Source organism: Micromonospora sp. CA-248260, assembly GCF_050942205.1.
Classification (GTDB): Bacteria; Actinomycetota; Actinomycetes; order Mycobacteriales; family Micromonosporaceae; genus Micromonospora; species Micromonospora antibiotica.
On sequence record NZ_CP192021.1, the window covers coordinates 3,719,300 to 3,742,994 of the forward strand.

Annotated in this window: 21 protein-coding genes; 3 read left to right on the forward strand and 18 right to left on the reverse strand. The window is 73.2% G+C overall.

Features of this window, described 5'->3' with window-relative positions; genetic code table 11:
- Positions 1-165: 165 nt before the first annotated feature.
- A complete protein-coding gene (locus ACQP2H_RS16430) occupies positions 166-1,416 on the reverse strand; it encodes a D-alanyl-D-alanine carboxypeptidase family protein (protein WP_219462303.1) in 1,251 nt (416 codons plus the stop codon).
- Between the two features lie 371 nt (positions 1,417-1,787).
- Here ACQP2H_RS16430 and ACQP2H_RS16435 point away from each other — a divergent pair, with 371 nt between their 5' ends.
- On the forward strand, positions 1,788-2,981 hold the full coding sequence (locus ACQP2H_RS16435; RefSeq protein WP_219462305.1) for a hypothetical protein: 1,194 nt from the start codon (positions 1,788-1,790) through the stop codon (positions 2,979-2,981).
- A 185-nt stretch (positions 2,982-3,166) separates the two neighbouring features.
- Here ACQP2H_RS16435 and ACQP2H_RS16440 read toward each other — a convergent pair whose 3' ends face one another.
- Positions 3,167-3,886, reverse strand: a complete 720-nt coding sequence (locus ACQP2H_RS16440; RefSeq protein WP_433227948.1) for a MerR family transcriptional regulator — start codon at positions 3,884-3,886, stop codon at positions 3,167-3,169.
- Positions 3,887-4,020: 134 nt separating this feature from the next.
- Here ACQP2H_RS16440 and ACQP2H_RS16445 point away from each other — a divergent pair, with 134 nt between their 5' ends.
- Entirely contained in the window at positions 4,021-6,297 is a 2,277-nt protein-coding gene (locus tag ACQP2H_RS16445) for an excinuclease ABC subunit UvrA (protein ID WP_363823570.1), read from the forward strand.
- A gap of 79 nt (positions 6,298-6,376) precedes the next feature.
- On the opposite strand, the gene ACQP2H_RS16450 is transcribed toward ACQP2H_RS16445, so the two are convergent.
- From ACQP2H_RS16450 to ACQP2H_RS16480, 7 genes are all read right to left on the reverse strand, one after another.
- A complete protein-coding gene (locus ACQP2H_RS16450) occupies positions 6,377-6,790 on the reverse strand; it encodes a protein-tyrosine phosphatase family protein (RefSeq protein ID WP_308290762.1) in 414 nt (137 codons plus the stop codon).
- 543 nt (positions 6,791-7,333) lie between these two features.
- On the reverse strand, positions 7,334-7,927 hold the full coding sequence (locus ACQP2H_RS16455; RefSeq protein WP_219462312.1) for a hypothetical protein: 594 nt from the start codon (positions 7,925-7,927) through the stop codon (positions 7,334-7,336).
- A 465-nt stretch (positions 7,928-8,392) separates the two neighbouring features.
- The gene (locus ACQP2H_RS16460; protein ID WP_433227951.1) at positions 8,393-8,704 is read right to left on the reverse strand and encodes a MazG nucleotide pyrophosphohydrolase domain-containing protein; all 312 of its coding nucleotides are present in this window, start codon (positions 8,702-8,704) and stop codon (positions 8,393-8,395) included.
- Positions 8,705-8,914: 210 nt separating this feature from the next.
- Positions 8,915-9,553, reverse strand: a complete 639-nt coding sequence (locus ACQP2H_RS16465; protein WP_219462317.1) for a hypothetical protein — start codon at positions 9,551-9,553, stop codon at positions 8,915-8,917.
- Between the two features lie 12 nt (positions 9,554-9,565).
- Positions 9,566-11,350 (reverse strand): DUF4012 domain-containing protein, encoded by a 1,785-nt coding sequence (locus tag ACQP2H_RS16470; RefSeq protein WP_433227953.1) that lies wholly within the window; start codon positions 11,348-11,350, stop codon positions 9,566-9,568.
- Positions 11,351-11,469: 119 nt separating this feature from the next.
- Positions 11,470-12,681, reverse strand: coding sequence for a glycosyltransferase family 4 protein (locus tag ACQP2H_RS16475; RefSeq protein ID WP_208570726.1), 1,212 nt, complete (start codon positions 12,679-12,681; stop codon positions 11,470-11,472).
- A 126-nt stretch (positions 12,682-12,807) separates the two neighbouring features.
- Positions 12,808-14,265 carry a polysaccharide biosynthesis tyrosine autokinase gene (locus ACQP2H_RS16480; RefSeq protein ID WP_208570725.1) on the reverse strand — a complete coding sequence of 486 codons (1,458 nt, stop codon included), beginning with the start codon at positions 14,263-14,265 and terminating at the stop codon, positions 12,808-12,810.
- A 188-nt stretch (positions 14,266-14,453) separates the two neighbouring features.
- On the opposite strand from ACQP2H_RS16480, the gene ACQP2H_RS16485 reads away from it, so the two are divergent.
- The gene (locus ACQP2H_RS16485) at positions 14,454-16,331 is read left to right on the forward strand and encodes a polysaccharide biosynthesis protein (protein WP_433227956.1); all 1,878 of its coding nucleotides are present in this window, start codon (positions 14,454-14,456) and stop codon (positions 16,329-16,331) included.
- Between the two features lie 60 nt (positions 16,332-16,391).
- On the opposite strand, the gene ACQP2H_RS16490 is transcribed toward ACQP2H_RS16485, so the two are convergent.
- The 9 genes from ACQP2H_RS16490 to ACQP2H_RS16530 all read right to left on the reverse strand — a co-directional run bounded on the left by ACQP2H_RS16490 (position 16,392) and on the right by ACQP2H_RS16530 (position 23,694).
- On the reverse strand, positions 16,392-16,595 hold the full coding sequence (locus ACQP2H_RS16490; RefSeq protein WP_357536685.1) for a hypothetical protein: 204 nt from the start codon (positions 16,593-16,595) through the stop codon (positions 16,392-16,394).
- Positions 16,596-16,699: 104 nt separating this feature from the next.
- Positions 16,700-16,999 (reverse strand): hypothetical protein, encoded by a 300-nt coding sequence (locus ACQP2H_RS16495; protein WP_357536687.1) that lies wholly within the window; start codon positions 16,997-16,999, stop codon positions 16,700-16,702.
- A complete protein-coding gene (locus ACQP2H_RS16500) occupies positions 16,996-17,415 on the reverse strand; it encodes a DUF1622 domain-containing protein (protein WP_357536689.1) in 420 nt (139 codons plus the stop codon). Before ACQP2H_RS16500 ends, ACQP2H_RS16495 begins: the two co-directional genes overlap by 4 nt.
- Positions 17,416-17,472: 57 nt before the next feature.
- Entirely contained in the window at positions 17,473-18,060 is a 588-nt protein-coding gene (locus tag ACQP2H_RS16505) for a TMEM165/GDT1 family protein (RefSeq protein ID WP_208570720.1), read from the reverse strand.
- Between the two features lie 383 nt (positions 18,061-18,443).
- A complete protein-coding gene (gene egtD / locus ACQP2H_RS16510; protein WP_357536691.1) occupies positions 18,444-19,415 on the reverse strand; it encodes an L-histidine N(alpha)-methyltransferase in 972 nt (323 codons plus the stop codon).
- A 40-nt stretch (positions 19,416-19,455) separates the two neighbouring features.
- Positions 19,456-20,226 carry an ergothioneine biosynthesis protein EgtC gene (gene egtC, locus ACQP2H_RS16515; RefSeq protein ID WP_357536693.1) on the reverse strand — a complete coding sequence of 257 codons (771 nt, stop codon included), beginning with the start codon at positions 20,224-20,226 and terminating at the stop codon, positions 19,456-19,458.
- A gap of 16 nt (positions 20,227-20,242) precedes the next feature.
- Positions 20,243-21,580, reverse strand: coding sequence for an ergothioneine biosynthesis protein EgtB (gene egtB / locus ACQP2H_RS16520; protein WP_357536695.1), 1,338 nt, complete (start codon positions 21,578-21,580; stop codon positions 20,243-20,245).
- Complete coding sequence (egtA, locus tag ACQP2H_RS16525; RefSeq protein WP_357536697.1) at positions 21,577-22,812, reverse strand: ergothioneine biosynthesis glutamate--cysteine ligase EgtA; 1,236 nt, start codon at positions 22,810-22,812, stop codon at positions 21,577-21,579. Before egtA ends, egtB begins: the two co-directional genes overlap by 4 nt.
- A 147-nt stretch (positions 22,813-22,959) precedes the next feature.
- Complete coding sequence (locus ACQP2H_RS16530) at positions 22,960-23,694, reverse strand: hypothetical protein (protein WP_208570715.1); 735 nt, start codon at positions 23,692-23,694, stop codon at positions 22,960-22,962.
- Between the last annotated feature and the right edge of the window lies 1 nt (position 23,695).

A 23,695-nucleotide genomic window follows, 5' to 3' on the forward strand; every position in this document is an offset into this window, starting at 1 on the left:
TCCTGGACTCGTGGTACCGGAGAGGCGGGCGGTACCGCAACGACCGGAGTCTATGGAGGGCCGGCCCGGTTGTCGACGCTGATCGACACCGGGCGGGGCGGCACCGCCGGTCCCCCGGGCGGGCCGCCGCGGGTCTCCGCGCGCCGCAGCCGGCAGTGCCGGCGGTCAGTCCCAGGCGACGCGTCGGCGGACCCGGCGACGGGTCCGCCGACGACCGACAGCGAACAGGACGGCCAACACCCCGACCAGGGCCGCCGCACCGCCGATCACCGCCGTGCCGAGCCAGTGCGGTGCGCCCACCGCCGCACCGGCGGGACCCGGGGCGGCGGCCACCGGGGCGGACGGCGACACCGACGCGCGGGGGGTGGTCACCTCCCCCGGCTCGACCAGCCGCCCGACCGAGGCGTCCCGGGGCAGGCTGAAGCCCCAGTCGAGCAGCCGCGCCCCCTGCTCCCAGCCACGCACCGGGCGGGCCTCCGCACCGAGCAGGGTCACCACCAGCCGACGCCCACCGCGTTGCGCGGCTCCGACGTAGGTGTGCCGGGCCAGATCCGTGAAGCCGGTCTTCCCGCCCAACGCCCCCGGGTACCGGTAGATCAACTGGTTCTCGTTCTGGATCTGGAAGCCGGGCTTGCGCAGTGCGGGTTGGGCCGGGATCTGGGTCCGCTCGGTCAGCGCGTACCGGCGGAAGGTGGGGTCGGCGAAACAGACCCGGGCGATCAGCGCCAGGTCGTACGCGCTGGTGAACTGGCCCGGCCCGTCCAACCCGGACGGGGTCACCGCCCGGGTCTGCCACGCGCCGAGCCGACGGGCCTCGGCGTTCATCTCGCGGACCCCGGCGGCGGAGCTGCCCGCGCCCAGCCGGGCCAGCAGGTTGGCCGCGTCGTTGCCGGACTGCAGCAGCAGGCCGAGCCAGGCGGTCTCGACCGAGTAGCGGCCACCGTCGAGCAGGCCGACGGCGGAGCTGCCGGGCTCGATGTCCAGGTCGGCGCGGGTCACCGTGACCACCTGTTTCGGGTTCAGCTTCGGCAGCATGGTGGCGGCGAGGAGCAGCTTCTGCACGCTGGCCGGGGTGGCGTACGCGTGTGGGCCGCAGCCGCCGAGGACCGCTCCGGTGTCCAGGTCGGCGACCAGCCACGACGTCGCGGTGACCGGCGGTGGCGCGGGCGTGCCCGGGGGAACGGTCAACCCTGGGGTGGCCAACGACTCTCCGCCCACCGTCTGCTGCTCGGGCACCGCCGGCGGCGGCGCGGGCCGGGGAGGCCGGGTGACCTTCGGCGTCGGCAGCTTCGGGCACGGCACGACGGTCGCGCGGGCCGAGCCGGCGCGGCCCGCGACGCCCGCGTGCGCGGGGACCGGCAGTGCCACGGTGAGGAGTACGGCCGCGACGGCGGCGGCCAGGACCCGGGCTCTCATGGTCAGGCACCCTACCGAGGCGGGGCGTCGCTCTCCCAGGGGGCGCGACCGGCCCGACGGGAGCGGGTCGCCTCACTGTCGATGACAACAGCATTACTCCACGTTACCGAAATTGCTGCCGCAGGGCACGGGCGGGATCGCTCCCATGCGCTCTGAGCTGCGGTTTTACCGACGACCACGGAGTGCGACCGGAAGCTCACCGAAATTCTTGAACGATCTCCGAGTGGTCCCCGTATCCATCGCCGCAAGGACGGACCGGGGCGCTGCCGAGTACGAGGCGGCGGACGACGGCCCACCTTCACCCCAGCCACCGTCGGACCGACCGGACGCGACACCCGTCGACGGTCCGCCGGAGATCAGAGGAGAGGTACATGGCCAGGCCAATGCGGAAGAATTCCGTTCTCAAGCTCGGCGGAGTGGGCGCCCTGGCGGTGCTGCTCCTGGGTGGCGGCCTGCAGCTCGCCTCCGCAGCCGAGAACACCGGCAGCAGCGCCGCGCAGACCGTGAACTGCCCCACCGTACGGGACAAGCTGCCGGCGGTCCCGGCGGCGGCCGCCGCCGGGGTGGAGCGGGAACTGGCCAACCTGGACGAGGAGATCGCCCGGCAGAACGAGCGGCTGGCCAAGCAGGCCGCCGACCCCCAGGGCGGCGCGAACTTCATCAACAACGCCATCCTCGGCCCGCTGAAGAGCAAGCGCGTCGCGGTGCTGGACCGCATCGAGATCAACTTCAACCGGGTCGGTGCGCAGCGGCCCAATCTGGACAGCCTGGCCACCTGCGGGTTGAACGCCCCGGGCGTCGCCAGTGTGCTGAACAGCTCCGTCAAGGCCGGCAACGCCGCCACCGGCGGGAACAACACCACTGCCGCCGCCCAGACGGTGAACTGCCCGACGCCGCAGATCCCCGCCGTCCCCGCCCAGGCCGCCGCGAACGTCCAGGCCGAACTGGCCAACCTCGACAAGCAGATCGGCGAAGCCAACGCCCGCCTCGCCCAGCAGGCCGCCAACCCCCAGGGCGGCGCCAACTTCATCAACAACGCCATCCTCGGCCCGCTGAAGGACAAGCGCCAAGCCGCCCTCGACCGCATCGAGATCGCCTTCAACCGCGTCGGCGCACAACGCCCCAACCTCGACAACTTCGCCGCCTGCGGCCTCAACGGCGCGGGTGCCGGGAACGCGGGCGCGGGCAACAACGGTGCCGGGAACAACGGCGCGGGCAACAACGGTGCCGGCAACAACGGCGCGGGCAACAACGGCGCCGGCAACGCGGGGAACGCCCGGACGGTGAACTGCCCGACGCCGCAGATCCCCGCCGTCCCCGCCCAGGCCGCCGCGAACGTCCAGGCCGAACTGGCCAACCTCGACAAGCAGATCGGCGAAGCCAACGCCCGCCTCGCCCAGCAGGCCGCCAACCCCCAGGGCGGCGCCAACTTCATCAACAACGCCATCCTCGGCCCGCTGAAGGACAAGCGCCAAGCCGCCCTCGACCGCATCGAGATCGCCTTCAACCGCGTCGGCGCACAACGCCCCAACCTCGACAACTTCGCCGCCTGCGGCCTCAACTGACCGGTCACTCACGGACGGCCCGGCGGATCATCCGCCGGGCCGTCCGGCTGTGCGCACCCACCCCGGCACACCCGACGTCCCACCCGGCTCAGCACGCCCCGCCGTGGTCAGCGCTCCCCCATCCAGCTCAGTGCGTCCCGACCGACCCGGTACGCCTCGGCCGACTCCAGCGCGCCTCGGTCGGCTCAGTGCGTCCCGGCCGGGCCGGTTTCGGCGAGGTAGTCGGCCAACGCGGCGGAGCCTCGCAGCCGACGCACGCTGCGGACGTGCAGGTCCTGCTCCCGCCGGGCGAGTTCGGCCCGCACCCGGTCCGGTCGGCCGGTGCTGCGCAACTCGTCGAGGACCGCGGTGATGATGTCGAACGGGTACCCGCCCCGACGCAGCAGCGCCACCACCTGCGCCGCCCGCCACTCGGCCACGTCGTACACCCGGTAGCCGGTGCCCCGCTGCCGGTGCGGGCGGAGCAGGCCGCGCTGCTCCCACAGGCGCAGCTGCGAGGTCCGCACCCCGACCTGGGCGGCCACCACACCGATCCGGGCGTCCCGGCGGGGCACAGCCGCCGACGGACTGTCCAGCACCGTCTCGAAGGCGCCCAGCACCCGGGCGATCTCGGCCCGTTCGCGGTCCAGCTCGGCGTGCCCGGCGTCGAGCGCGGCGAGCGCCGCCGGCAGCTCACCCCGGTGCACGGCGGCCAACACCTCCCGGGTACGCGCCCAGCCGTGCCCCTCGGCCATCCGCCGGGCCACGGCCAGCGCCCGGACGTGGCGTTCGGTGAACATCCGGTAGCCGCTCGGGGTGCGGTCGGCCGGTGGTAGCAGTCCGTCGGCCAGATAGTTGCGCACCTGCTGGGTGGAGATCCCGGCACTGGCCGCGACGTCGACCAACCGCCACCGTCGCTCCCCCATCCGGCCCCTCCGCTCGCCCCCGTCCAGCCTAGTGGTTGCCATGTGGTTTGAGACTTTCCACCCACCTGCACCCGGTCGGCTCGGCGTGCTCCGACAGAAGTCTCAACAGGAGCATGAATGAGAAAATCGAAGGTATGGAGCAATCAGCACGGTCCACCGCCGACCACCACGACATGATCGAGGTACGGGGCGCCCGGGAGAACAACCTCACCGGCGTCTCCGTCGACATACCCAAGCGACGACTCACGGTCTTCACCGGGGTCTCCGGGTCGGGGAAGTCCTCCCTGGTGTTCGGCACCGTCGCCGCCGAGTCCCGCCGCCTGATCAACGAGACCTACAGCGCCTTCCTCCAGTCGTTCATGCCGAACCTGTCCCGCCCCGACGTCGACTCGCTGCGGAACCTGACCCCGGCGATCGTGGTCGACCAGGAACGGATGGGGGCGAACTCCCGCTCCACCGTGGGCACCGCGACCGACGCGTACGCGCTGCTGCGGATCCTGTTCAGCCGGCTCGGCGAGCCACACGTCGGCGGGGCCGGGGCGTTCAGTTTCAACCTCGCCGAGGGCATGTGCCCCACCTGTGAGGGGCTGGGCCGGGTCTCCGACCTCGACGTGTCGGCCATGGTGGACGTGGAACGCTCGCTCAACGACGGGGCGATCCTGGTGCCGAACTTCGCCGTCGACTCCTGGTACTGGCAGACCATCGTCGGGTCCGGCCTGTTCGACCCGGACGTCAAGCTCCAGGACTTCACCGCGCAGCAGTGGGCGGACTTCCTGCACAAGCCGGCCACCAAGATCAAGGTCGGGACCAACAGCTGGACGTACGAGGGGCTGGTGGTGAAGGTCCGCCGGCTCTACCTGGCCAAGGACCGGGAGTCCATGCAGCCGCACATCCGCGCCTTCGTGGACCGGGCGGTCGCCTTCGCCACCTGCGCCGCCTGCGGCGGTGCCCGGCTCAACGCGGCGGCCCTGTCGTCGAGGATCGCCGGGCACAACATCGCCGAGTGCGCGGCCCAGCAGATCAGCGACCTGGCGGAGTTCGTCGGCGGGATCGACGCCCCGTCGGTGGCGCCGCTGGTGGCCGACCTGCGCGACACCCTGGACTCGCTGGTGGAGATCGGCCTCGGCTACCTCAGCCTGGACCGGGAGTCCGGCACCCTCTCCGGCGGCGAGGCGCAGCGGGTGAAGATGGTCCGCCACCTCGGGTCCAGTCTCTCCGACGTGACGTACGTGTTCGACGAGCCGACGGTGGGGCTGCACCCGCACGACATCAACCGGATGAACGACCTGCTGTTGCGGCTACGCGACAAGGGCAACACGGTGCTGGTCGTGGAACACAAGCCGGAGACCATCGCGATCGCCGACCACGTGGTCGACCTCGGCCCGGGAGCCGGCGCGGCGGGCGGTCGGATCTGCTACACCGGGGACGTGACCGGGCTACGGCGCTCCGGCACGCTGACCGGCCGGCACCTCGACCACCGGGTCACCCTGCGGACCGCCGTCCGCACACCCACCGGTCACCTGCCGATCCGGGGCGCCGACCTGCACAACCTGCGCGACGTCGACGTGGACCTGCCGCTGGGGGTGCTGACCGTGGTCACCGGCGTAGCCGGCTCGGGCAAGAGTTCACTGATCCACGGCTCGTTGCCCCGTCGGGACGGGGTCGTGGTGGTCGACCAGTCCGCCATCCGGGGCTCCCGACGCAGCAACCCGGCGACCTGGACCGGCCTGCTCGACCCGATCCGCACCGCGTTCGCCCGCGCCAACGGGGTGAAGGCCGCGCTGTTCAGCGCCAACTCCGAGGGCGCCTGCCCGACCTGCAAGGGAATCGGACTGGTCTACACCGACCTGGCCACGATGGCTGCCGTCGCCACCGTGTGCGAGGCGTGCGAGGGGCGGCGCTACACCCCCGAGGTGCTGAGATACACGCTGCGCGGCCGCAACATCAGCGAGGTGCTCGGCATGTCGGTCACCGAGGCCCGGGAGTTCTTCCCGTCCGGCCCGGCCAGGGTGGTGCTGGACCGACTGGCCGAGGTCGGGCTGGGCTACCTGACCCTGGGGCAACCGCTGACCACCCTCTCCGGTGGGGAACGCCAGCGGCTCAAGCTCGCCGTGCACATGGCCGAGAAGGCCGCCACCTACGTGCTGGACGAGCCGACCACCGGTCTGCACCTGGCCGACGTGGACCAACTCCTGGCCCTGTTGGACCGGCTGGTCGACGCGGGCAACACGGTGGTCGTCATCGAGCACCACCAGGCGGTGATGGCGCACGCCGACTGGATCATCGACCTGGGTCCCGGTGCCGGACACGACGGCGGCCGGATCGTCTTCACCGGCACCCCCGCCGACCTGGTCGCGCACGGTGACACCCTGACCGCCAGCCACCTGCGGGAGTACGTCGCACCCCGGTGACCCCGGATCACCGCCAGCCCGTGGCCGACGCCCACGGACGCCCCTGACCGGCGGGCCGCGAGCACGGGACGCGGTGCGGTCAGCGGCCGGGAAGTCGCCGCAACCAGGCCCGCTGCCAGGGGGTCTCCACGGCTTTCGGGTGGTAGTGGTCGCGGACCCAACCCACCGCCTGTCGGGCCGGCAGTCCGTCGAGGATCGCCAGGGCGGCGAGGGCGGTGCCGGTCCGGCCGATCCCGCCCCGGCAGGCCACCTCCACCCGGGCACCGCCCTGCGCGCGCCGCAACGCCTCGCGCAGGGCGTCCAGGGCGTCCGCGCGGTCGACGGGCAGCCAGAAGTCGGGCCACCGGATGCGCCGGTACGGCCAGGCCGGGGCCGGGCCGGGCGCCAGGATCAGGGCGAAGTCGGCGGGTGACACCGCGTCGGCCACCCGCCGCCCGCGCACGGTCGCGCCGCTGGGCAGGGTGACCACGCCGGTCGAACTGGACCAGTCCACACCGCGATTCTGCCCGGTACGCACACAGCGCGCCGCCCCCGACCCGGGTGGGTCGGGGGCGGCGCGTGTCGATGTGCGGGTCGCCTCTCGGCGCGTGGCGCAACGCGGCTCCAGCCGAACGGAACTCCGCGACGGCATTTCAGGTGAGGCCCGGGGACACCGAACACACCGACACCCTCCACAACGCGGGACCCCACCTCCCCCTTCCCCACCCTCCAGTGACCCCCGTCACTCTCATGTGGCCGCCCCGCTACGACGCCGCACAGCCACGGCACCGGGCTGGCCGAGGTCGCCACCCGCCGCCGGCCACGACAGCAGTGCCGAGAACGAGGGTCTCCATGCACGAAGGAACCTTGCGTGGAGAGTTGTGGTGCCTGGGGCAGCGACAACTCTCCACGATCTTCGGCCGCTTCCGTCGGCCTCCCGGTCCGCCGGCATGACCACGTGCCGGCATGACGGCACGCCGGGCTGTCGGTGGGCGTGGTGTTGGCCGGCACCCCGGGCGGGGTGCCGGCCATCGTGGTCGTGCGGGTTTGCTGCGGGTCAGCTGTTCCAGTGGTGGGCGACGAGGTCGGCGGCCTGGGTTTCCCACTGGGCGTAGTGGTCGGGGTACGCCGACACCTGGACGGTCTGGGCGGCCTTGGTCAGGGGCATGTCGTGCCAGCCGTCGACCTGCTTGAGGCCCTTGAGGAACGCCAGGGTGGCGTACTCGGGGTCGGTGATCTGCTCCACCGTGCCCCAGCCGGAGGACGGGCGTTGCTGGAACAGGCCCTGGGAGTCGTGGTCGTTGCGGTCGCCGAGGTGGCCGAGGTTTTCCAGCTTCGACTCCTGTAGGGCGGTGGCGATGGAGACCACGGCGGCGCGTTCGTCCATGCCGGCCTTCTTCGTGGCGGCGATGATGGCCTTGGCGTTGCCGGTCTGCTCGTCGTTCAGGTCGATGCGGGACTGGTCGCCCTGGACGCCGTGGGGGATCAGCTTGGTCTTGTCCACGGCGGGCTTGTCGGCCTGCACGGTGGTGGCGGCGGGGTGGGTGTCGGTGGCGGCGTGGGCGTGGGTGGCGGGGCCGGCGAGGATGCCGCCGGTGAAGGCGAGGCCGGCGATGCCGAGGGCGGTCTTACGCAGGATGGTGGTGTTCATGGGGGTAGCTCCTTCGGGGTTGACGCCCGGGGACCGACCGGGGGGTCGGTGTGCCTGCCCGGGGGGCAGGCGTAGCGGGCGTGGGCACCACGTCGGGGCGCTCAGGTGGGGGGAGTTCGGGGGTCCCGGCCGGGGAGGTGGGCCGCTCGTGCCGGGGTCAGGTGTAACGACCGGGGTGCCGGGGCCATTCCCGCACGGATGCGGGGGGCGGGCCGGTCGGGGGTGTTGCTGCGGTCGTCCGTGGGGGGTGTAACGACCGTCGGTGCCCGCTCATTCCGCCGGGGGGGCGTCGGCCGGGCCGCCGGGGGGTGCTGCTGCGGTCGTACGCAGGGTGTAACGCCTGCGGGCCGGCCCGGATTCCGGCCCGGGGGTGCCGGCGGTCACCGTGGCGGAGAGCCGATGCAGACAAGGCGGACAATCGGCGCGTGCCCGCGACACCACACCACCCATCGGGGCCCGGAGGCGTCACGGGGTGATCCGCGACTCGACCTTCGCGGCGCAGGCGGTCACCACCGAACGGGCGTCCAGGCCCAGGCTCTCGATGGCGACCAGGGCGGTGAAGACCACGTCGGCGAGTTCGGCGGCCACCTCCGCGTGAGTGTGCGTGACTCCCTTGCGCGGGTTCTGGCCCAACGCCCCGATCCACGCCTCGGCCGCCTCACCTGCCTCCTCGGTGAGTTTGAGGATCCGGCAGGTCAGCTCCGTCTGGTCGGTGCCGTTCGCGGCGTCCAGCCAGGCGCGTGCGGACCGGGCCGCGTTCCAGATCGACTCGTCCATCCCGCCAGTGAACCGGACGGGGATGACGATCCGCGTCCGGGGGCGGTCGACACGCCCGACGTCGGTGGGCGGCGGCGGGCCACCCCGGCCGCCCGACGGCACACGCCCCGACGTCGGTGGGTGGCGGCGGGGCCACACCTGCCGCCCGACGGCAGGTGCCCGTCGGACCATGGGTCCGACGGGCACCTGTGCGTACCGGTGCGATCCGGGTCAGCGGGTCATACCGAACCGCTGGCGACGCCGCCAGCCGAACGCGGTGAGCATCAGCACCACACCGGCGCCGACCAGCCCGCCGCCGACCTTCAGGGGCGTGCTCAGGTTGTCACCGGTGACCGGCAGGTGCGGGTGCGGCTTCTTCTTCGGCAGCACGGTGATCGTCGTGCTGGCCGTACGGCCCGACGTACGCCCGGTCGCGGTGAAGGTGAGCCGACCCACGTCGCTCGGCCGGTAGCTCACGGTGAAGTTGCCATTCGCGTCGGTCTGCGCCGTGAAGTGCCGCGGCGCGGGCTGCGGCTGCGAATAGTCGACCTTCACCATCGCGACGGTGGTGCCGTCGCTGCGCCGGGCCGGCGCCTGCCCCGGAACGGCCGCGGCGAGGGGCGCCACGGTGACGTCGATGTCGACGATCTCGTTCGGCCCGAAGCCGGTGCCGGTGAGCACCACGGTCTCGCCGAGGAAGATGGTCGTCGGGTTGGCCGTCAGCGAGGGCGTGGTGGGCGGATAGTCCGGTGGCGGCTGCGGGGTGCTGGTGGTGGCGGGTGGCTGCGGCTGAGCAGCCCCCGCGGCGGTCGGCACGGCCACGATGGCCAGACCGACCGTCAGCGCCATGAGAATGCGGGATAGCCGCATGATGGTCTCCTCCTACTGTTTGCAGCTAGGTGCGGGAACTACTTGGGTGGTCCATGGGGTGGCGGTCGGTGTGTGCCAGAGTTCGGGGGTGCCGGTGGTGTTCCTGCCGGTGAGCAGGTCCACGTCGAGGGTCCGGGTGGTGCCGGGGGCGACGTCGACGGTGGCGATGACCACCTGCCGGCGACGCTCGATCCCACTGCCCAGCGGGGTCGGTTTTCCGTCGACCCGGGCGCTGAGCACCGTGCCGCCCGCCGGGCTGTAGATGGAGATCAGGGTCCGGGCCGTGTACGGGTCGCCGGCCATGCCGAGGCCGAGCACCGACTTGGCGAGACCCGAGTCGGGGGCCGACGAGTGCAGGGTGAAGCGCAGCTTGAGCTGCCGCCGCCCCTCGTCGGCGCAGTCACCGGCGGTGAGGGTCGCCGTCGGCCGCAGGTAGTAGCCGAGCTTCGCGCCACTGCCGTCGTTGAGGAAGACCCCGACGGTCGGGGCGGCCTCCTGTTCGGGGAGGGTACCGGCGAGCCGGGTGTCGGCGAACGTCCGCTGTTCCGTGGATCGGGCACTCCAGAACAGTATCCGTCTTTCCGTGATGGAGCGGTCTAAAGCCGACAAAAGCACTCTTGGGTTGACCTTCTTCGTGAGGAAGGCGTCGAACACGGCGGACGCCGACGCGGCGAAGAAGGCATCCTGGCCGTTGTCGTCCCGCCCCTGGTAGGCGTCGCTGAGCAGGGTGCGCACCACCTGACTGCTGACCAGGGTCGCGTCGCCCGGCACCTGCACCGGCCCGGTGGCCTGGAGCAGGTAGGACAGCATCACCGGGTCGACGGTCAGGACCCCGTCGACGGCCACCCCGCTGTGCCGCCGGTACATCTCCCGGTAGAGCTTCGCCGCGGCAGGGAAGTTCGGGCTCAGGTTGACGTCCGCCGGATAGATGCCCGGCAGGTCGGTGTAGAGCCGGCGTACCTCGTCGTCCACCCGCAGCGCGGGGGTGAACCGGCCGAACTGGGCGCTGGTGCCCTGCTCGCGCATCCGGATCCGCCCGTCGTCGGCGTGGATCACCGCGTACGCGCCGAACATCCCGCCGGTGGCGCGCAGTTCGGCGAGATTCTGCGACAGCAGCAGGTAACTGCGGGGCCCGTCCGCGCCGAGCAGGGCGGGCAGCACCCGGGCGCCCCGATCGGCCGCACCGGTCAGTCCGGCCAGCCGGTCGATCTCCGTACGCAGCTCCGCCAACGCGGTGCCGAGCTGACTGACCAGATCCTCGGCGCGCACCGCGTCGAGGCCGGCCCGGGACCTGCGGACGGCGGCGTCCGCCGCGCTCAGGTCCGCCGAGGCGGCCCGCAGCCGGGCCAGGTCCAGCCGCCCCCCGGACGGCACCAACGTGGTCAGGTCGGTACGCAGCAACGCCGGGAAAGCCTGCCGGGCCAGGTCGTCGATGGCCACCGCGATGGTCCGTACGGCCGCCACGTCGTCGCCGGCGTAGGGGACGTGCCGGGCGAGCCACCACCCGGGGTCACCGGTGGCGGTCCGGGCCGCACCGGCCTGCTCCTGCAACGCCGCCAGCGTGCGCTGGGCGCGGTCGAGGTCGCCGCCGAGCACCTGGGTGCTCAGCTCCCGGGCGAGCCCGGCCGCGTTGACCAGGTGGGCGCGTGCCTGCCAGCCACGGAAGCCCACCCACCCGGCCGCGCCGAACAGCACCGACCCGACGACCAGGGCGACCAACATGGCCCGCCGGACCCGCCGCCGGGTCCGCCGTCGCAGTCTTCGTCGGCCGCTGCGCGACCCACCGTTCTCCGCCACGCCGTGCTCCACTCTCGCCTGGGGCGATATGACCATCAGTGGGTTTTCTAGCATGATTGGCGATGTTCTGATGCTTGTACGGGCTTTTTACTAGTTGGTGGACCGGGCCCGGCCGATCGTCAGCGGCGGACCGCGATCTCCCGAAGCAACGCCTCGATCCGGTCCACCCCGGCCCGCAACGACATCTCCCGCAGATAGGTCTCCCGCCCCCGCCGGCCCATCTCGACCCGGGCCGGCGCGGGGATGGTGGTGGCCAGCCAGAACCGGTCGGCCAACGCGGCCCAGTCCTCGGGTGGGCAGGAGAGCCCGGCGCGGGCCCGCTCCACCAGGGCCGCGGTGTCCCCACCGGCCGAGGCCACCATCGGGGCGGCGCAGGCCAGCGCGGACTGCACCTTGCTCGGCACCGTCCCGCTCAGCTCGGGAAGGTCGCGCAGGGTCACCAGCTGGTAGTCGGCGGCGGCGTACAGCTCGGGCATGTCCAGCGGAGACCGCCGCTCGAGGAAGCGCACGTTGTCGGCGCCCAACTCGGTGGCGAGCCCCCGGACCCGCCGTTCCTGCGCCCCGGAGCCCACCAGCACCAGGTCCATCCGGTCGTCGAGCGCCGCCGCCGCCCGTACCGCGGTCTCCAGGCCCTGGCGTACGCCGATCGTGCCGGCGTGCATGACCACGCAGCGGGCGTCCCGGCGAACCAGCGCCTGGGCGTCGCGGCCCGGTCGCACCGGCTGGAAGATCCGTTCGTCGGTCCAGTTGAGCACCGTGCGCACCCGCGCCTCGGCCACCCCGTCGGCGACCACCAGCTCCCGCATGGACGGGGCGGTGACCGCCACCGCGTCGGCCTCCCGCAGCACCCGGCGCATGGTGGTGGCGATCCGGCCGGGCCGGGCCTGCGCGGCCTGCCCCGGGGCGACCTCCCCGGTCCACAGGTCCTGCACGTGCAGGACGGTGGGCACCCGGCCGAGCAGCCGCAGCAACCCGGCGGTGGCGAAGGTGGTCGCGGGAAACTGGAAGACGTACAGCACGTCGACGTCGGCCAGGTACCGCCGGCCCGCCAACGCGGCGCTGCCGGCGAAGGAGAGATAGCCGGCCATCCGGGCGACGGGCGAGGCGTCCCCGCCGGCATAGCGGGGCACCCGACGCACGGTCAACCGCTCGCTGCGGGTCACGTGCCGAAAGCGTTGCCGCCAGCCCGGATAGACCTGGCCGCCGGGATAGTCCGGAAAGCCGGTCAGCACCCGCACCTCGTGTCCGCGCCGGGCCAGCTCCTCGGCGAGGCTGCCGGGGATGAAGGCCGGTTCCGGCGGGAAGTGGTACGACAGGATCCCGACCTTCATCGTCGCGCTCCCCCGCCCGTACCGCCGCCGGCCGACCGGCGCACGCGGTCGGCCGGCGCCGGGGGCGGCGGCGAACCGCCGCCCCCGACCCGGGGCATCCCCGCGCTGCCGGACCCGGAGCAGCACTCATCGCGGCAGCCGGGTGAGTTCCTGCGTCCGGTCGCCGACGGGGGGCAGCCCCTGATCGCCGCGCTGGGCGGCGGTGGCCCGATCGGCCGGGACCGACGCCCCGGTCGCGGTGGCGATCCGGTACGCCTCGTACTGGTAGGCGTCCGCCCGGGCCACCTTGGCCATGTTGAGCACGCAGCCGAGCAGCCGCACCGACACGGAGTGCAGGGAGCGGGCCGCCGCGGCGGCCTGGGCGCGCGAGGTACGCCCCTGCTGGGTGACCAGCAACGCGCCGTCGGCCTGCACGGCCACCACCACGCCGTCGGTGACGGCCAGCAGCGGTGCGGTGTCGATCACCACGATGTCCGCCGACTCGCGCAGGGCGAGCAGCAGGTCCGCCATCGCCTTCGAGCCCAGCAGTTCGCTGGGGTTCGGGGGGGTCGAGCCGCTGGGCAGCACCAGCAGCGACTTGTCGCCCCAACGCTGCACCACGTCGCCCACCTGGACGTCGCCGACGAGCACGTCGGTGAGGCCCACGCCGCCGTCGACCCCGAGATAGTCGGCGACCTTCGGGCGACGCAGGTCGGCGTCGACCAGCAGCACCCGCCAACCCGCCTCGGCCAACGCGATCGCCAGGTTGCAGGACAGGGTGGTCTTGCCCTCCCCCTGCAACGCGCTGGTCACCGCGATCACCCGGGCGGGCTCGTGCACGTCCACGAAGCGCAGGTTGGTCCGCAGTTTCCGGACCGCCTCCGCGCGGGCCGAGGTCGCCGCGTCCCCGACGATCAGCGGTGCCGCCTTGGCGCCCTGGTCGAAGGGGATGTCGCCGAGCAGGGGGCTACCGGTGGCCCGCTGCAACCCGGCGGCGTCGCGCAGCCGCACGTCGACCATGCCGCGCAGCACCGCGAGCGCCACGCCGAGCAGGAGCCCGACCAGGACACCGAGGGCGAGATTGCGGTTGGGCTGCGGGGAGACCGGGCTGGCGCTGACCCGGGGGCCACCCACCACCTCGATCCGGGTGGGACCGGCCTTGCCGTCCGAGGTGGTCTCGATCTTCTTGACCAGCTCGACGAACTTCGCCGACAGGGCCTCGGTGACCTTCATGGCCCGGGCCTGGTCGGTGTCGGTGACGGTGGCACGCAGCAGCACGGTGCCCGGCTCGGTCGAGGTGGCGACCCGCCGCTGGACGTCGTCGGCGGTCAGGCCGAGGGCGGTCTCAGCGACCATGGCCTGCGCCAGGCGGTCACTGCGCAGCAGGTCGGCGTAGGACTTCACGCGTTGCTGGAGGAACAGCTCGCCCTGGTAGGCGTTGCTGACGCCCTGGTTGGGGGCGGTGACGAAGAAGGTCACCGAGGCCACGTACCGGGGCGCCGTACGGACGGTGACCAGCGCCGCCGAGCCGACCGTGAGCATCAGGGTGACCAGGACGATCCACCAGTGTCGGCGGACCAGGCGCAGGCAGGTGCGGACGTCCATCACGCCCTCCGTTCCGGCGGAACGGTCAGCTGGTGAAAAAGCACGAAGTCTCCCTAGGTTCCCATAACAGCGTGAGAGTATCTAAACCCTGCATGTAGTCCGTTAGACGGCAAAAGCAACGTATACGATGCAAACCTCTTAGCAGTGCCGAATCCTCGCAATAGCGAAACAAACCGCAGAGGACGCCAATGAACCACGTAGACCCCCTGCCCGACGACGCCCCCATCCAGCGGCGCGATTGGGTGACCCGACGCGCGAAGGCCCTGTCATTGCTAACGCTCGACACCGCTTCCTGGTGCGCGGGCTTTCTGCTCGCCTCCTGGGCGCGCTACGAGTTCGGCATCACGCCCCGGCAGTGCGCGCTCGCCCTCGGGGCCGCCGGCGTGTGCGCGGTCATCCACGCCGCCCTCGAACAGGTACGGTTCACCGCCCGGGGCCGGCACCCGGTCGGCAGCGTCGGCGAGGCCCGTGACCTGGGTGGCACCGTGGTGCTGGCCGCCGCCGTGGCCCTGGCCGCGCTGCTGCCGATGACGGACCGACCGGTCCCCGCCAGCGTGCCGGTCCTCGGTGCCGCCGTGGCGCTGCTGATGATGGGGGCCGGCCGGGTCACCTACCGGTGGCGACGCGACCGGGACGCCCGGCCGGCCCGCTCCGCCGACCGGACCCTCATCTACGGTGTCGACGCCGCCAGCGAACGCCTGGTCCGGGTGCTGCTCGGCGACCCGGCCAGCGGATACCTGCCGGTGGGACTGCTCGACGACGACCCCGACAAACAGGGGCTGCGGGTGGCCGGGCTGCGGGTGCTCGGTGGTCGGGACCGGCTCACCCAGGCGGTCCGGGACACCCGGGCCAGCACCGTGATCTTCTCGATCAACGGCTCGGACGCGGCGTTGATGCGCGACGTGCGCAGCCGCACCCTGCAGGCCGGTGCCGCGTTCAAGGTGCTCCCGCCGGTACGGGAACTGCTCGACCGCCCGGTCACCGCCGACGCCGTACGCGACCTGCAACTCACCGACCTGCTCGGCCGGGCCCAACGGGTCGCCGAACTGACCGTGGAACGCAACGGTCTCGCCGGACGCCGGGTCCTGGTCACCGGGGCCGGAGGGTCGATCGGCTCGGAGCTGTGCCGGCAGATCGCCCGCTGCGACCCCGGTGAGCTGATGATGCTGGACCGGGACGAGTCCGCGTTGCACGCCCTGCAGATGTCCCTGCACGGCCGGGCGCTGCTGGACGGGCCGGAGCTGATCCTCGCCGACATCCGCGACGATGACGGCATCGCCCGGATCATCGCCGACCGGCGGCCCGACATCGTCTTCCACGCCGCCGCACTCAAGCACCTCACGCTGCTGCAACGGCACCCCGGCGAGGCGGTCAAGACCAACGTCCAGGGCACCCTCAACGTGCTGGAGGCATGCCGGGACGTCGCCGAGTTCGTGAACATCTCCACCGACAAGGCGGCCAACCCGATCAGCGTGCTGGGCTACTCCAAGCGGATCACCGAGCGGCTGATGGCGCACTACGCCGACCGGTACGGCGCGAAGTTCCTCAGCGTCCGCTTCGGCAACGTACTCAGCAGCCGGGGCTCGGTACTCACCGCCTTCCAGGCCCAGGTCCGAGCCGGGCTCCCGATCACCGTGACCCACCCGGACGTGACCCGGTACTTCATGACCATGCAGGAGGCGGTGCACCTGGTGCTCCAGGCCGCCGTCCTGGGCCGGGGCGGCGAGGCGCTGGTGCTGGACATGGGCGAGCCGGTACGCATCGCCGAGGTGGCCCAACGGCTGGCCGCCGAGGCGTCCCCGCCGCCCGAGATCGTCTACACCGGTCTGCGCCCCGGGGAGAAACTGCACGAGGACCTGTTCGGCGTCGACGAGATCGACAGCCGACCGCTGCACCCGCTCATCTCCCACGTCCGGGTGCCCGCGCTGGCCCCCGAGGAACTGGCCGGGCTCGACCCGTACGGCGACCCCGACGAGATGGTCAAACGGCTGGCGGCGTGCTGCGACGACAACCTCGCCCGGCTCGGCGACACCACCCGGCTCTCCGCGCTGCCGTCCCCCCGCTGAGCCCACCGTCCGCCCGGTGCCGTCCCCAGCCGGGGACCACCGGGCGGACGGTCGTGACGGTCAACGACCGCGGTGCGCCGTACGGTCCCGCCCGTCCGGTTCGGTCTCCTCCAACGCTTCGGCGACCGCCTCGGTCAGGTCGTCGCCCGGCACCGCGACCGCCTCCGCCCGGTCCTGCTCGTCGGGGCGACCGCCCGGCTGGGGCTGGGGGGCGGTGGCCCCGCCCGCGAAGCCGTACTCGTTGGGCTCGTCGTGCCGGCTCATAGGGGAATCCTTCCCGTCACCTTCGGTTCGTGCCGTGCCACCCCCGGTGGGGGTGGCACGGCTTACCCGTCCCGACGGGTCGGTAGTCCGCCAGCGGGTGGAAGTCAGCCAGCGGGCGGTGGCCCGCCCGGGGGACCCGGGCCGCCAGAGGGCTGGTGGTCGGCGGGGGCCGGCGTGCCCAGGCCGGCCCAGAGCACCCGGCGCAGCACGATGACCGCCACCGTCGTCGCCAACGCCGGCCAGCTCCGCCCACCCGGCAGCCGGAGCAGACCCGCAGCTACCAGCAGTTCGAGCAGCACCCCCAGGGCGGTCCGCCAGGACCGCACCGTCAGCAGCACCACACCACCGACACCCAGGGCGAGGGCGCTCACCACGGCGGCGAGCGGGGCGGCGAGACCGCTCATCCGGGCGACCCGCCACCTGCGGCCCCGGTCGGCGTCGGCTGCGGGTCGGGGTGCGGTCGACCACCCGCGTCGGCGCCCACCTGCCGCTGCTCCTGGGCGATCTCCCGGCGCAGCACGACGTTCAACGCGGTCCGGATGGTGGCGATCGCGGCCAGCTGACCGAGCTGGGCGAAGGTCGGCGACACCGCGGTACGCAGGATGTCCGCCGCCAACTGGAACTCCAGGCCGAGGGTGAGGAACCGGCCGAGGGAGAGCCGGATCGGGGTGAACACGGCGGCGCTGCGGTGTCGCAGCCCCTCGACCACGAACCGCAGCGCCGCCCAGAGCGCGCCGACGACGATGACCGTCGCACCGAAGGTCTCCACCACGCCCACCACGACCGTGTCGCCGTGGCGCAGCAACTCGTCCACCCTCACCGGGTGGCGTTACCCGCCCCCGGACCGGCTAGTCGGAGGACCCGGCCAGCCGCACGGTCAGGACAGCTCCCGCACCGCCTCCAGGATCAACCACAGGCCGCAGATGGCGAAGAGCACCGCCGCGCCGTACCGGATGGTCTTCTCCGGCAGGTGCCGACCGAGCAACCGGCCGACCAGGATGGCCAGGGCGTCGGCGGCCACCATGCCGAGGGTCGAGCCGAGCCAGGTGCCGAACCAGCCGTACTTGGTGGCCAGGGTGATGGTGGCCAGCATCGTCTTGTCGCCCAACTCGGCCAGGAAGAAGGCGACACCGACGGCGAAGACGGCGGACTTGCCGGTCTTCTCCGCCTTGCGTTTCTCCTCCTCGGTGAGCTTGTCCCCGCGCAGCGTCCAGACCCCGAAGCCGAGGAACGCCAGGCCGGCGACCAGCGAGATCCACCCGGTGGGCAGCGCGGCGTTCAGGCCGACCCCGATGGCCACCGAGGCCAGGTGCACGATCGCGGTGGCGACGGTGATGCCGATCAGCACCGGGACCGTCTTGAAGCGGGTGGCGAACGTGAGCGCCATGAGCTGGGACTTGTCCCCCAGCTCGGCGACGAAGATGACGCCGAAGCTGACCACCAGCGCGACGAGGAAACCGTCCATGAGAACCTTCCCGATCAGGCCGGGAGGAGGTGTGGGGCGCCCTCGACCCGGCTGTGACAGCCTGAGTCGAAGGTCTCGCCCGCCCCACCGTGAGGTGGGGCCGCGTGGCCGGGTGCGGAACGCACCAGTGTGTCGACCACGACATTGGGGGCTACTCCCCTTCGCGTACACCAGCCTAGCCGAGCGGCCCGGCCGACGGGACGTCGGGTGCACATCGTCACCCGGACGCCCCGCCGGCCGACGGGCCGGGGCGGGTCAGGCCGGCGGGGCCGACGTCACCCCGAACGGCCGGGGCGGGTCAGGCCGGCGGGGCCGACGTCACCCCGAACGGCCGGGGCGGGTCAGGCCACCTGGGCCGGCTCACCCCGAACGGCCGGGGCGGGTCACGCCGCCTGGGCCAACGTCACCCCGAACAGGCTGTCCGGGTCGGTCCAGAACCGGGTGGGCAGGAAACCGGCCGCCGTCAGCTCGGCGGCGACCCCCGCCGGCCGGAACTTCGCCGACACCTCGGTGCGCATCTCCTCGTCGGCGGCGAAGTCGACCGTCAGATCGAGCGCCCCGATCCGTACCCGCATCGGGTGCCGGGCCCGCAGCCGCATCTCGATCCACTCCTGCGTGGGGTCCCAGTGGGCGACGTGGGCGAACGCGTCCGGATCGAAGTCGGCGGCCAACTCCCGGTTGATCACCCGGAGCACGTTGCGGTTGAACTCGGCGGTGACCCCGGCCGCGTCGTCGTAGGCGGGCACGATCACCGCCGGGTCCTTCACCAGGTCGGTGCCGATCAGCAGGTGGTCGCCCGGCTCCAGGGCCGCCCGCATGGCGGCCAGGAAGCCGACCCGCTCGGCCGGCAGCAGGTTGCCGATGGTGCCGCCCAGGAAGGCCACCAGCCGTCGGCCACCGGTCGGCAACCGGTCCAGCTGCCGGGTGAAGTCACCGACGATGCCGCGGACCCGCAACGCCGGATAGTCGGTGGCGATCTGCGCGGTGGACTGCCGCAGCGCGCTCACCGACACGTCCAGCGGCACGAAGGTGCCCAGCCCGCCGTGCCGGGTGAACGCGTCCAGCAGCAGCCGCGTCTTCTCCGACGAACCGGAGCCCAGCTCGATCAACGTCTTCGCCCCGGTCGACGCCGCGATGTCGGCCGCCCGCTCGGCGAGCACCGCCCGTTCCGCCCGGGTCGGGTAGTACTCCGGCAGCCGGGTGATCTCCTCGAACAACTCGCTGCCCCGGGCGTCGTAGAACCACTTCGGTGGCAGCCACTTCGGGTCGGCCGCGAGCCCGGTCCGCACATCGGACCGCAGCGCCCGGTCGAGGTCCCGCTCCTCCAGGTAGATCTCCAGCGGTTCCGCGCTCATGTCGTCCTCTCCTGCACCGAAAACGTCCTGTTCCGTCGGGTCACTCCAGCTCGCCGACGTGCACCCCGTCCGGTCCCGCCCGGACCCACCGCCGGTCGGGCACCTCCCGCCAGCCGGGCGCGTCGTCCACCGGCTCGGAGGCCAGCAGCGCCGTGCCGTCGTCGGCGCGCACCGACAACGCGTGCCCCCACACGCTCGCCACCACCGACACGCCGTCGGTGAGCAGCAGGTTCAGCCGTGATCCCGGGGCTGCGGCGGCCACCTCCCGGACGGTCGCGGTGACCCCCTCGGCCAGCGACGCGCCGGCCCGCAACCGGTGCCGGACCAGCGCCCACAGCAGCGCCGAGTCGGTCGGCGCGTCGAGGGTGAGCAGATCCCGCACCGGCAGTCCCCCGGCCAGTTCGACGACCGAGTCCGGCCAGCCGCGCACCACCCCGTTGTGGCTGAACAGCCAGCGCCCCTCGGCGAAGGGCGCGGCAGCGCTCTCCTGCACCGGCATGCCGACCGTGGCGGAGCGCACCGCCGCCAGCACCGCGCCGGAGGTGGTCACCCCGGCCAGCTCGGGCAGGGTCGGGTCGGACCAGATCGGGCCGGCCCGGCGGTACCGCACCGGATCCCCGCCGCGACCGTCGTCCCCGCCCGGCCGGCCGGTGCCGGGATACCAGCCGACACCGAAGCCGTCGACGTTGACCGTGCCGCCGCCACGCATGTCCCGGGGGGCCCAGGACTGCCGCACCAGCGAGTGCGGCGGGTCGTACAGCAGCGACCGCAGGGTCACCGGGGGACCGAGGTACGCCAGGTGCCGGCACATCAGGCGACACCGCCGGTCACCCGTGGGCCTCCTCGGGCCGGGCGTCACGGGCGCAGCGGAAGCCGCTGAAGATCTGCCGCCGGATCGGGTGGTCCCAGTTGCGGAAGGTGCCCCGGCAGGCCGCCCGGTCGGTGCCGAACGAGCCGCCACGCAGCACCCGGTAGTCGCCGCCGAAGAACACCTCCGAGTACTCCCGGTAGGGGAAGACGGCGAAGCCGGGGTGACCGTGGAAGGGGCTGGCCGTCCACTCCCAGACGTCGCCGATCAGCTGGTGCACACCGAGCGGCGAGGCGCCCGCCGGGTAGGCCCCGACCGGTGCCGGCCACAGGTGCCGTTGCCCCAGGTTGGCGTGCTCGGCGGTCGGCTCGTCGTCGCCCCACGGCCAGCGCCGGGACCGGCCGGTCGACGGGTCCCACCGGGCCGCCTTCTCCCACTCCGCCTCGGTGGGCAGCCGCTTGCCGGCCCAGCGGGCGTACGCCTGCGCCTCGTGCCAGCAGACGTGCACCACCGGCTCGTCGTCACGGACCGGCGCCCACCTGCCGAACCGCTGGTAGGCCCAGCCGTCGCCGTCGCGTCGCCAGTGCATCGGCGCGGTCAGGCCGGCCTCGGTGCGGTGCCGCCAGCCGGCCGCGCTCCACCAGCGCGGGTCGTCGTACCCGCCGTCGGCGAGAAACTCCCGGTACGCCCCGTTGGTCACCGGCGTGGCGTCGATGACGTACGCGGGCAGCTCGACGGTGTGGGCGGGGCGTTCGTTGTCCAGCGCCCACGGATCGGTGGAGGTGCCCATGGTGAACGGTCCCGCCGGCACCAGCACCTCGGCGGCGACCCGTGCCCGTGGCTCGGGGGGCGGGGGCGCGTCGAGCACCGGTGGGCCGGAACGCAGCTGGTGGGTGGCGAGCATGGTCTCGTCGTGCTGCTGCTCGTGCTGCACGATCATGCCGAAGACGAACCCGTCGGCGACCAGCGCCCGGTCGGTGAACCGGATCCCGTCGAGCAGGTCGTGGACCTTGTCGCGGACGGTCGCCACGTAGGCCCGCGCCTCGGCCGGTGGCAGCAGCGGCAACGCGGGCCGGTCCTTGCGGGGCTGCTTGAAGGCGTCGTACAGGTCGTCGATGTCCTGCCGCACCGGCTCCCGCCCGCCGACGTCGCGCACGAGCCAGAGTTCCTCCTGGTTGCCCACGTGGGCGAGGTCCCAGACCAGGGGTGACATCAGCGTCGAGTGCTGACGGACCAGGTCGTCGTCGTCGACGGCGGCGGTGAGCGCGTCGGTGCGGGCCCGGGTCCGGGCGAGCTCGGCGGCGATCCGGCTGCGCAGCGACTCGGTCCCCGTGCCCGGTTCTTCGGTGGTGGTCACCGGTCCCCCTTCTGTGCGGCGACGATCCGTCGACGGATCCCGCGGTCGATCTCGTGCTGGGTCTCGGTCGGCAGGTCCAGCGCCGGCAGCGTCTGCCGGGCCAGGTCGAGCAGGGCCGCGGCGGCCGTGGCCAGGGCCGGGTCGGCAAGTCCGTGCCGTGCGGCGGGGTGCCAGCGGTCGGCCACCGGTGCGGCGATCGTCCGAGCCGCCCGGACCGTGTGGTCGTCGTGCAGCAGCGCGGTCAGCACGGCCAGCGGGAGGGTCCAGTCCCGGCCGGGCTGGGCGTCGAGGTAGCGGACCTCCAGGTAGCCACGCGGGCGGACCGGCGGGAAGAGCGTGCTGACGTGGTAGTCCAGGTCGTCGGTGGTCGGTGGGCGCGGCAGCGCCCCGGCGATCCAGTCGGCGAAGGTGATCCCCGGTGGTGGTGTCCAGTCCGGGCCGTCGTGGCGCAGGCAGAGCAGCGGCGCGGCCAGCACGTAGTCGATCCAGGCGGCCACCGGGTCCTGGTCGGGCTGCTGGGCCGACCAGACGGGACCGGTGCGGGCCGGGTCGATGTCCAGCCAGGCGGCCATCCGGGCGGACGCCCAGCCGGTGGGTCGGCCGGCGTGCCGGTCGGCGGTGGCGAAGGCCGCCACCAGTGCCGGCCCCACCGCGTGTACCGCCGCCCAGCGGTCGGCCAGTCCGGCGGGTTCACCGATGTCGAGGCAGACCTGGAGGCCGGCGGTGCTGTACATCATGGTCTGCCCGGCCGGACCACGGCGGTCGAAGACGCAGCGCATGGCGCGGTAGCGCGGGGTGTCGACCACCGGGCTCGGGGCCCGCCACGGATCGATGCCGGTCCGCCCGAGCACCAGCCCGGCACGGGCGAGCAGCGCGTCGAGTTCGTCGATGTCTGCCTGGGTGGCCGAGACCAGCGCGGCGACCGAGGATCGCGGCGCGGTGGACACCTCCACCTGCCCACCCGGCTCGACGGTCACGGTGCTGCCGTGCCGCAGGGGGTGGGCGGGGCTGGTGTCGTCCAGGGTGGGTGGGCTGTGTGGCCCGAGTGCCGCTCGTAGCCTCGCCCGGTTCAACGGTCGGGCGGGGTCGGCGGCGTCGTGGACGGTCCATTCCAGTTCGACGCCGGTGAGGGTGGGTGGCCCGGTCTTGAAGCAGATCCGGGCGAGGTGGCCGGCGGCACCGGCGATCTCGCCGAGCACGCTCGTGTGGTCCAGCTCCGGCGATGTCACCACGAGACGGCCCCTCTCCGACGCTGGGATCCGGCCGCGCCGACCGGTCGGGAACGGCCGTGGCGGCCGACCCTGTCGTGCCTCCATCCTCTTTCTCCCGGACCGATCTCGCAGACCGGACGGGAAGAAATTTTTGTGAAGCCTTTTCGACTAATTTTTACGGCCGGGGCCTCCGCCGGGACCGGCGGAGGGTGCCCCCGGTGGGCGTCCCGGGACGAGTTGGCGGCAGTACGCCTCCACCCGGTCCGCCCCGCCTGCGGCGGCCACCACCTCGGCGAAGCCGGGCTTGGTCAACGCCTTCTCCCGCTGCTCGGGCGACTTGGCCAGGTAGGCCCGGCACTGCCCGGTCACCTTGGCGGTCCCGGCCGGACCTCCGGGGCCGGGGACCGTCCCGGGGGCGGAGGGGGCACCGCCCGGGCCCGAGGGGGGACGTCGCGTCGGGTCCTGCCGGACCGGGCCGGACCGCTGCGGGGTGGGCCGTGCCGACCCGGCGGCGGTGGGGGTGGCGGTGGTGGACGACGGAGCCGGGCCGGGCACCCGCTCGGCGGGCCCGTCCCGGGTGACGGCGGCGAAGGCCACCCCGGCGGTGGCGGTGGCGGCCAGCGCGGCGATCCACGTCACCACGCCGGTGGTCAACCGGCGGCCCCGGCGGGCGACCACGGCGGGGGCGGGAACCCCGGCGGCCCGCGCGGCCCGGAAGGCCACGACCGCCGCCTGCTCGCCGGCGAGTTCACCGGGCCGGGCCGGGGCGGCGGCAGCGGCCAGCAACCGGGCGAGCGGCTCGGCGGTGGCCGGCGGGGCGTCGACACCGGCCTGGTCGAGCAGCCGCTCGGCCTCGGCCCGGTCCACCGTCCGGCCGGCTCGGGCCGACCGGCCGACGTTCATC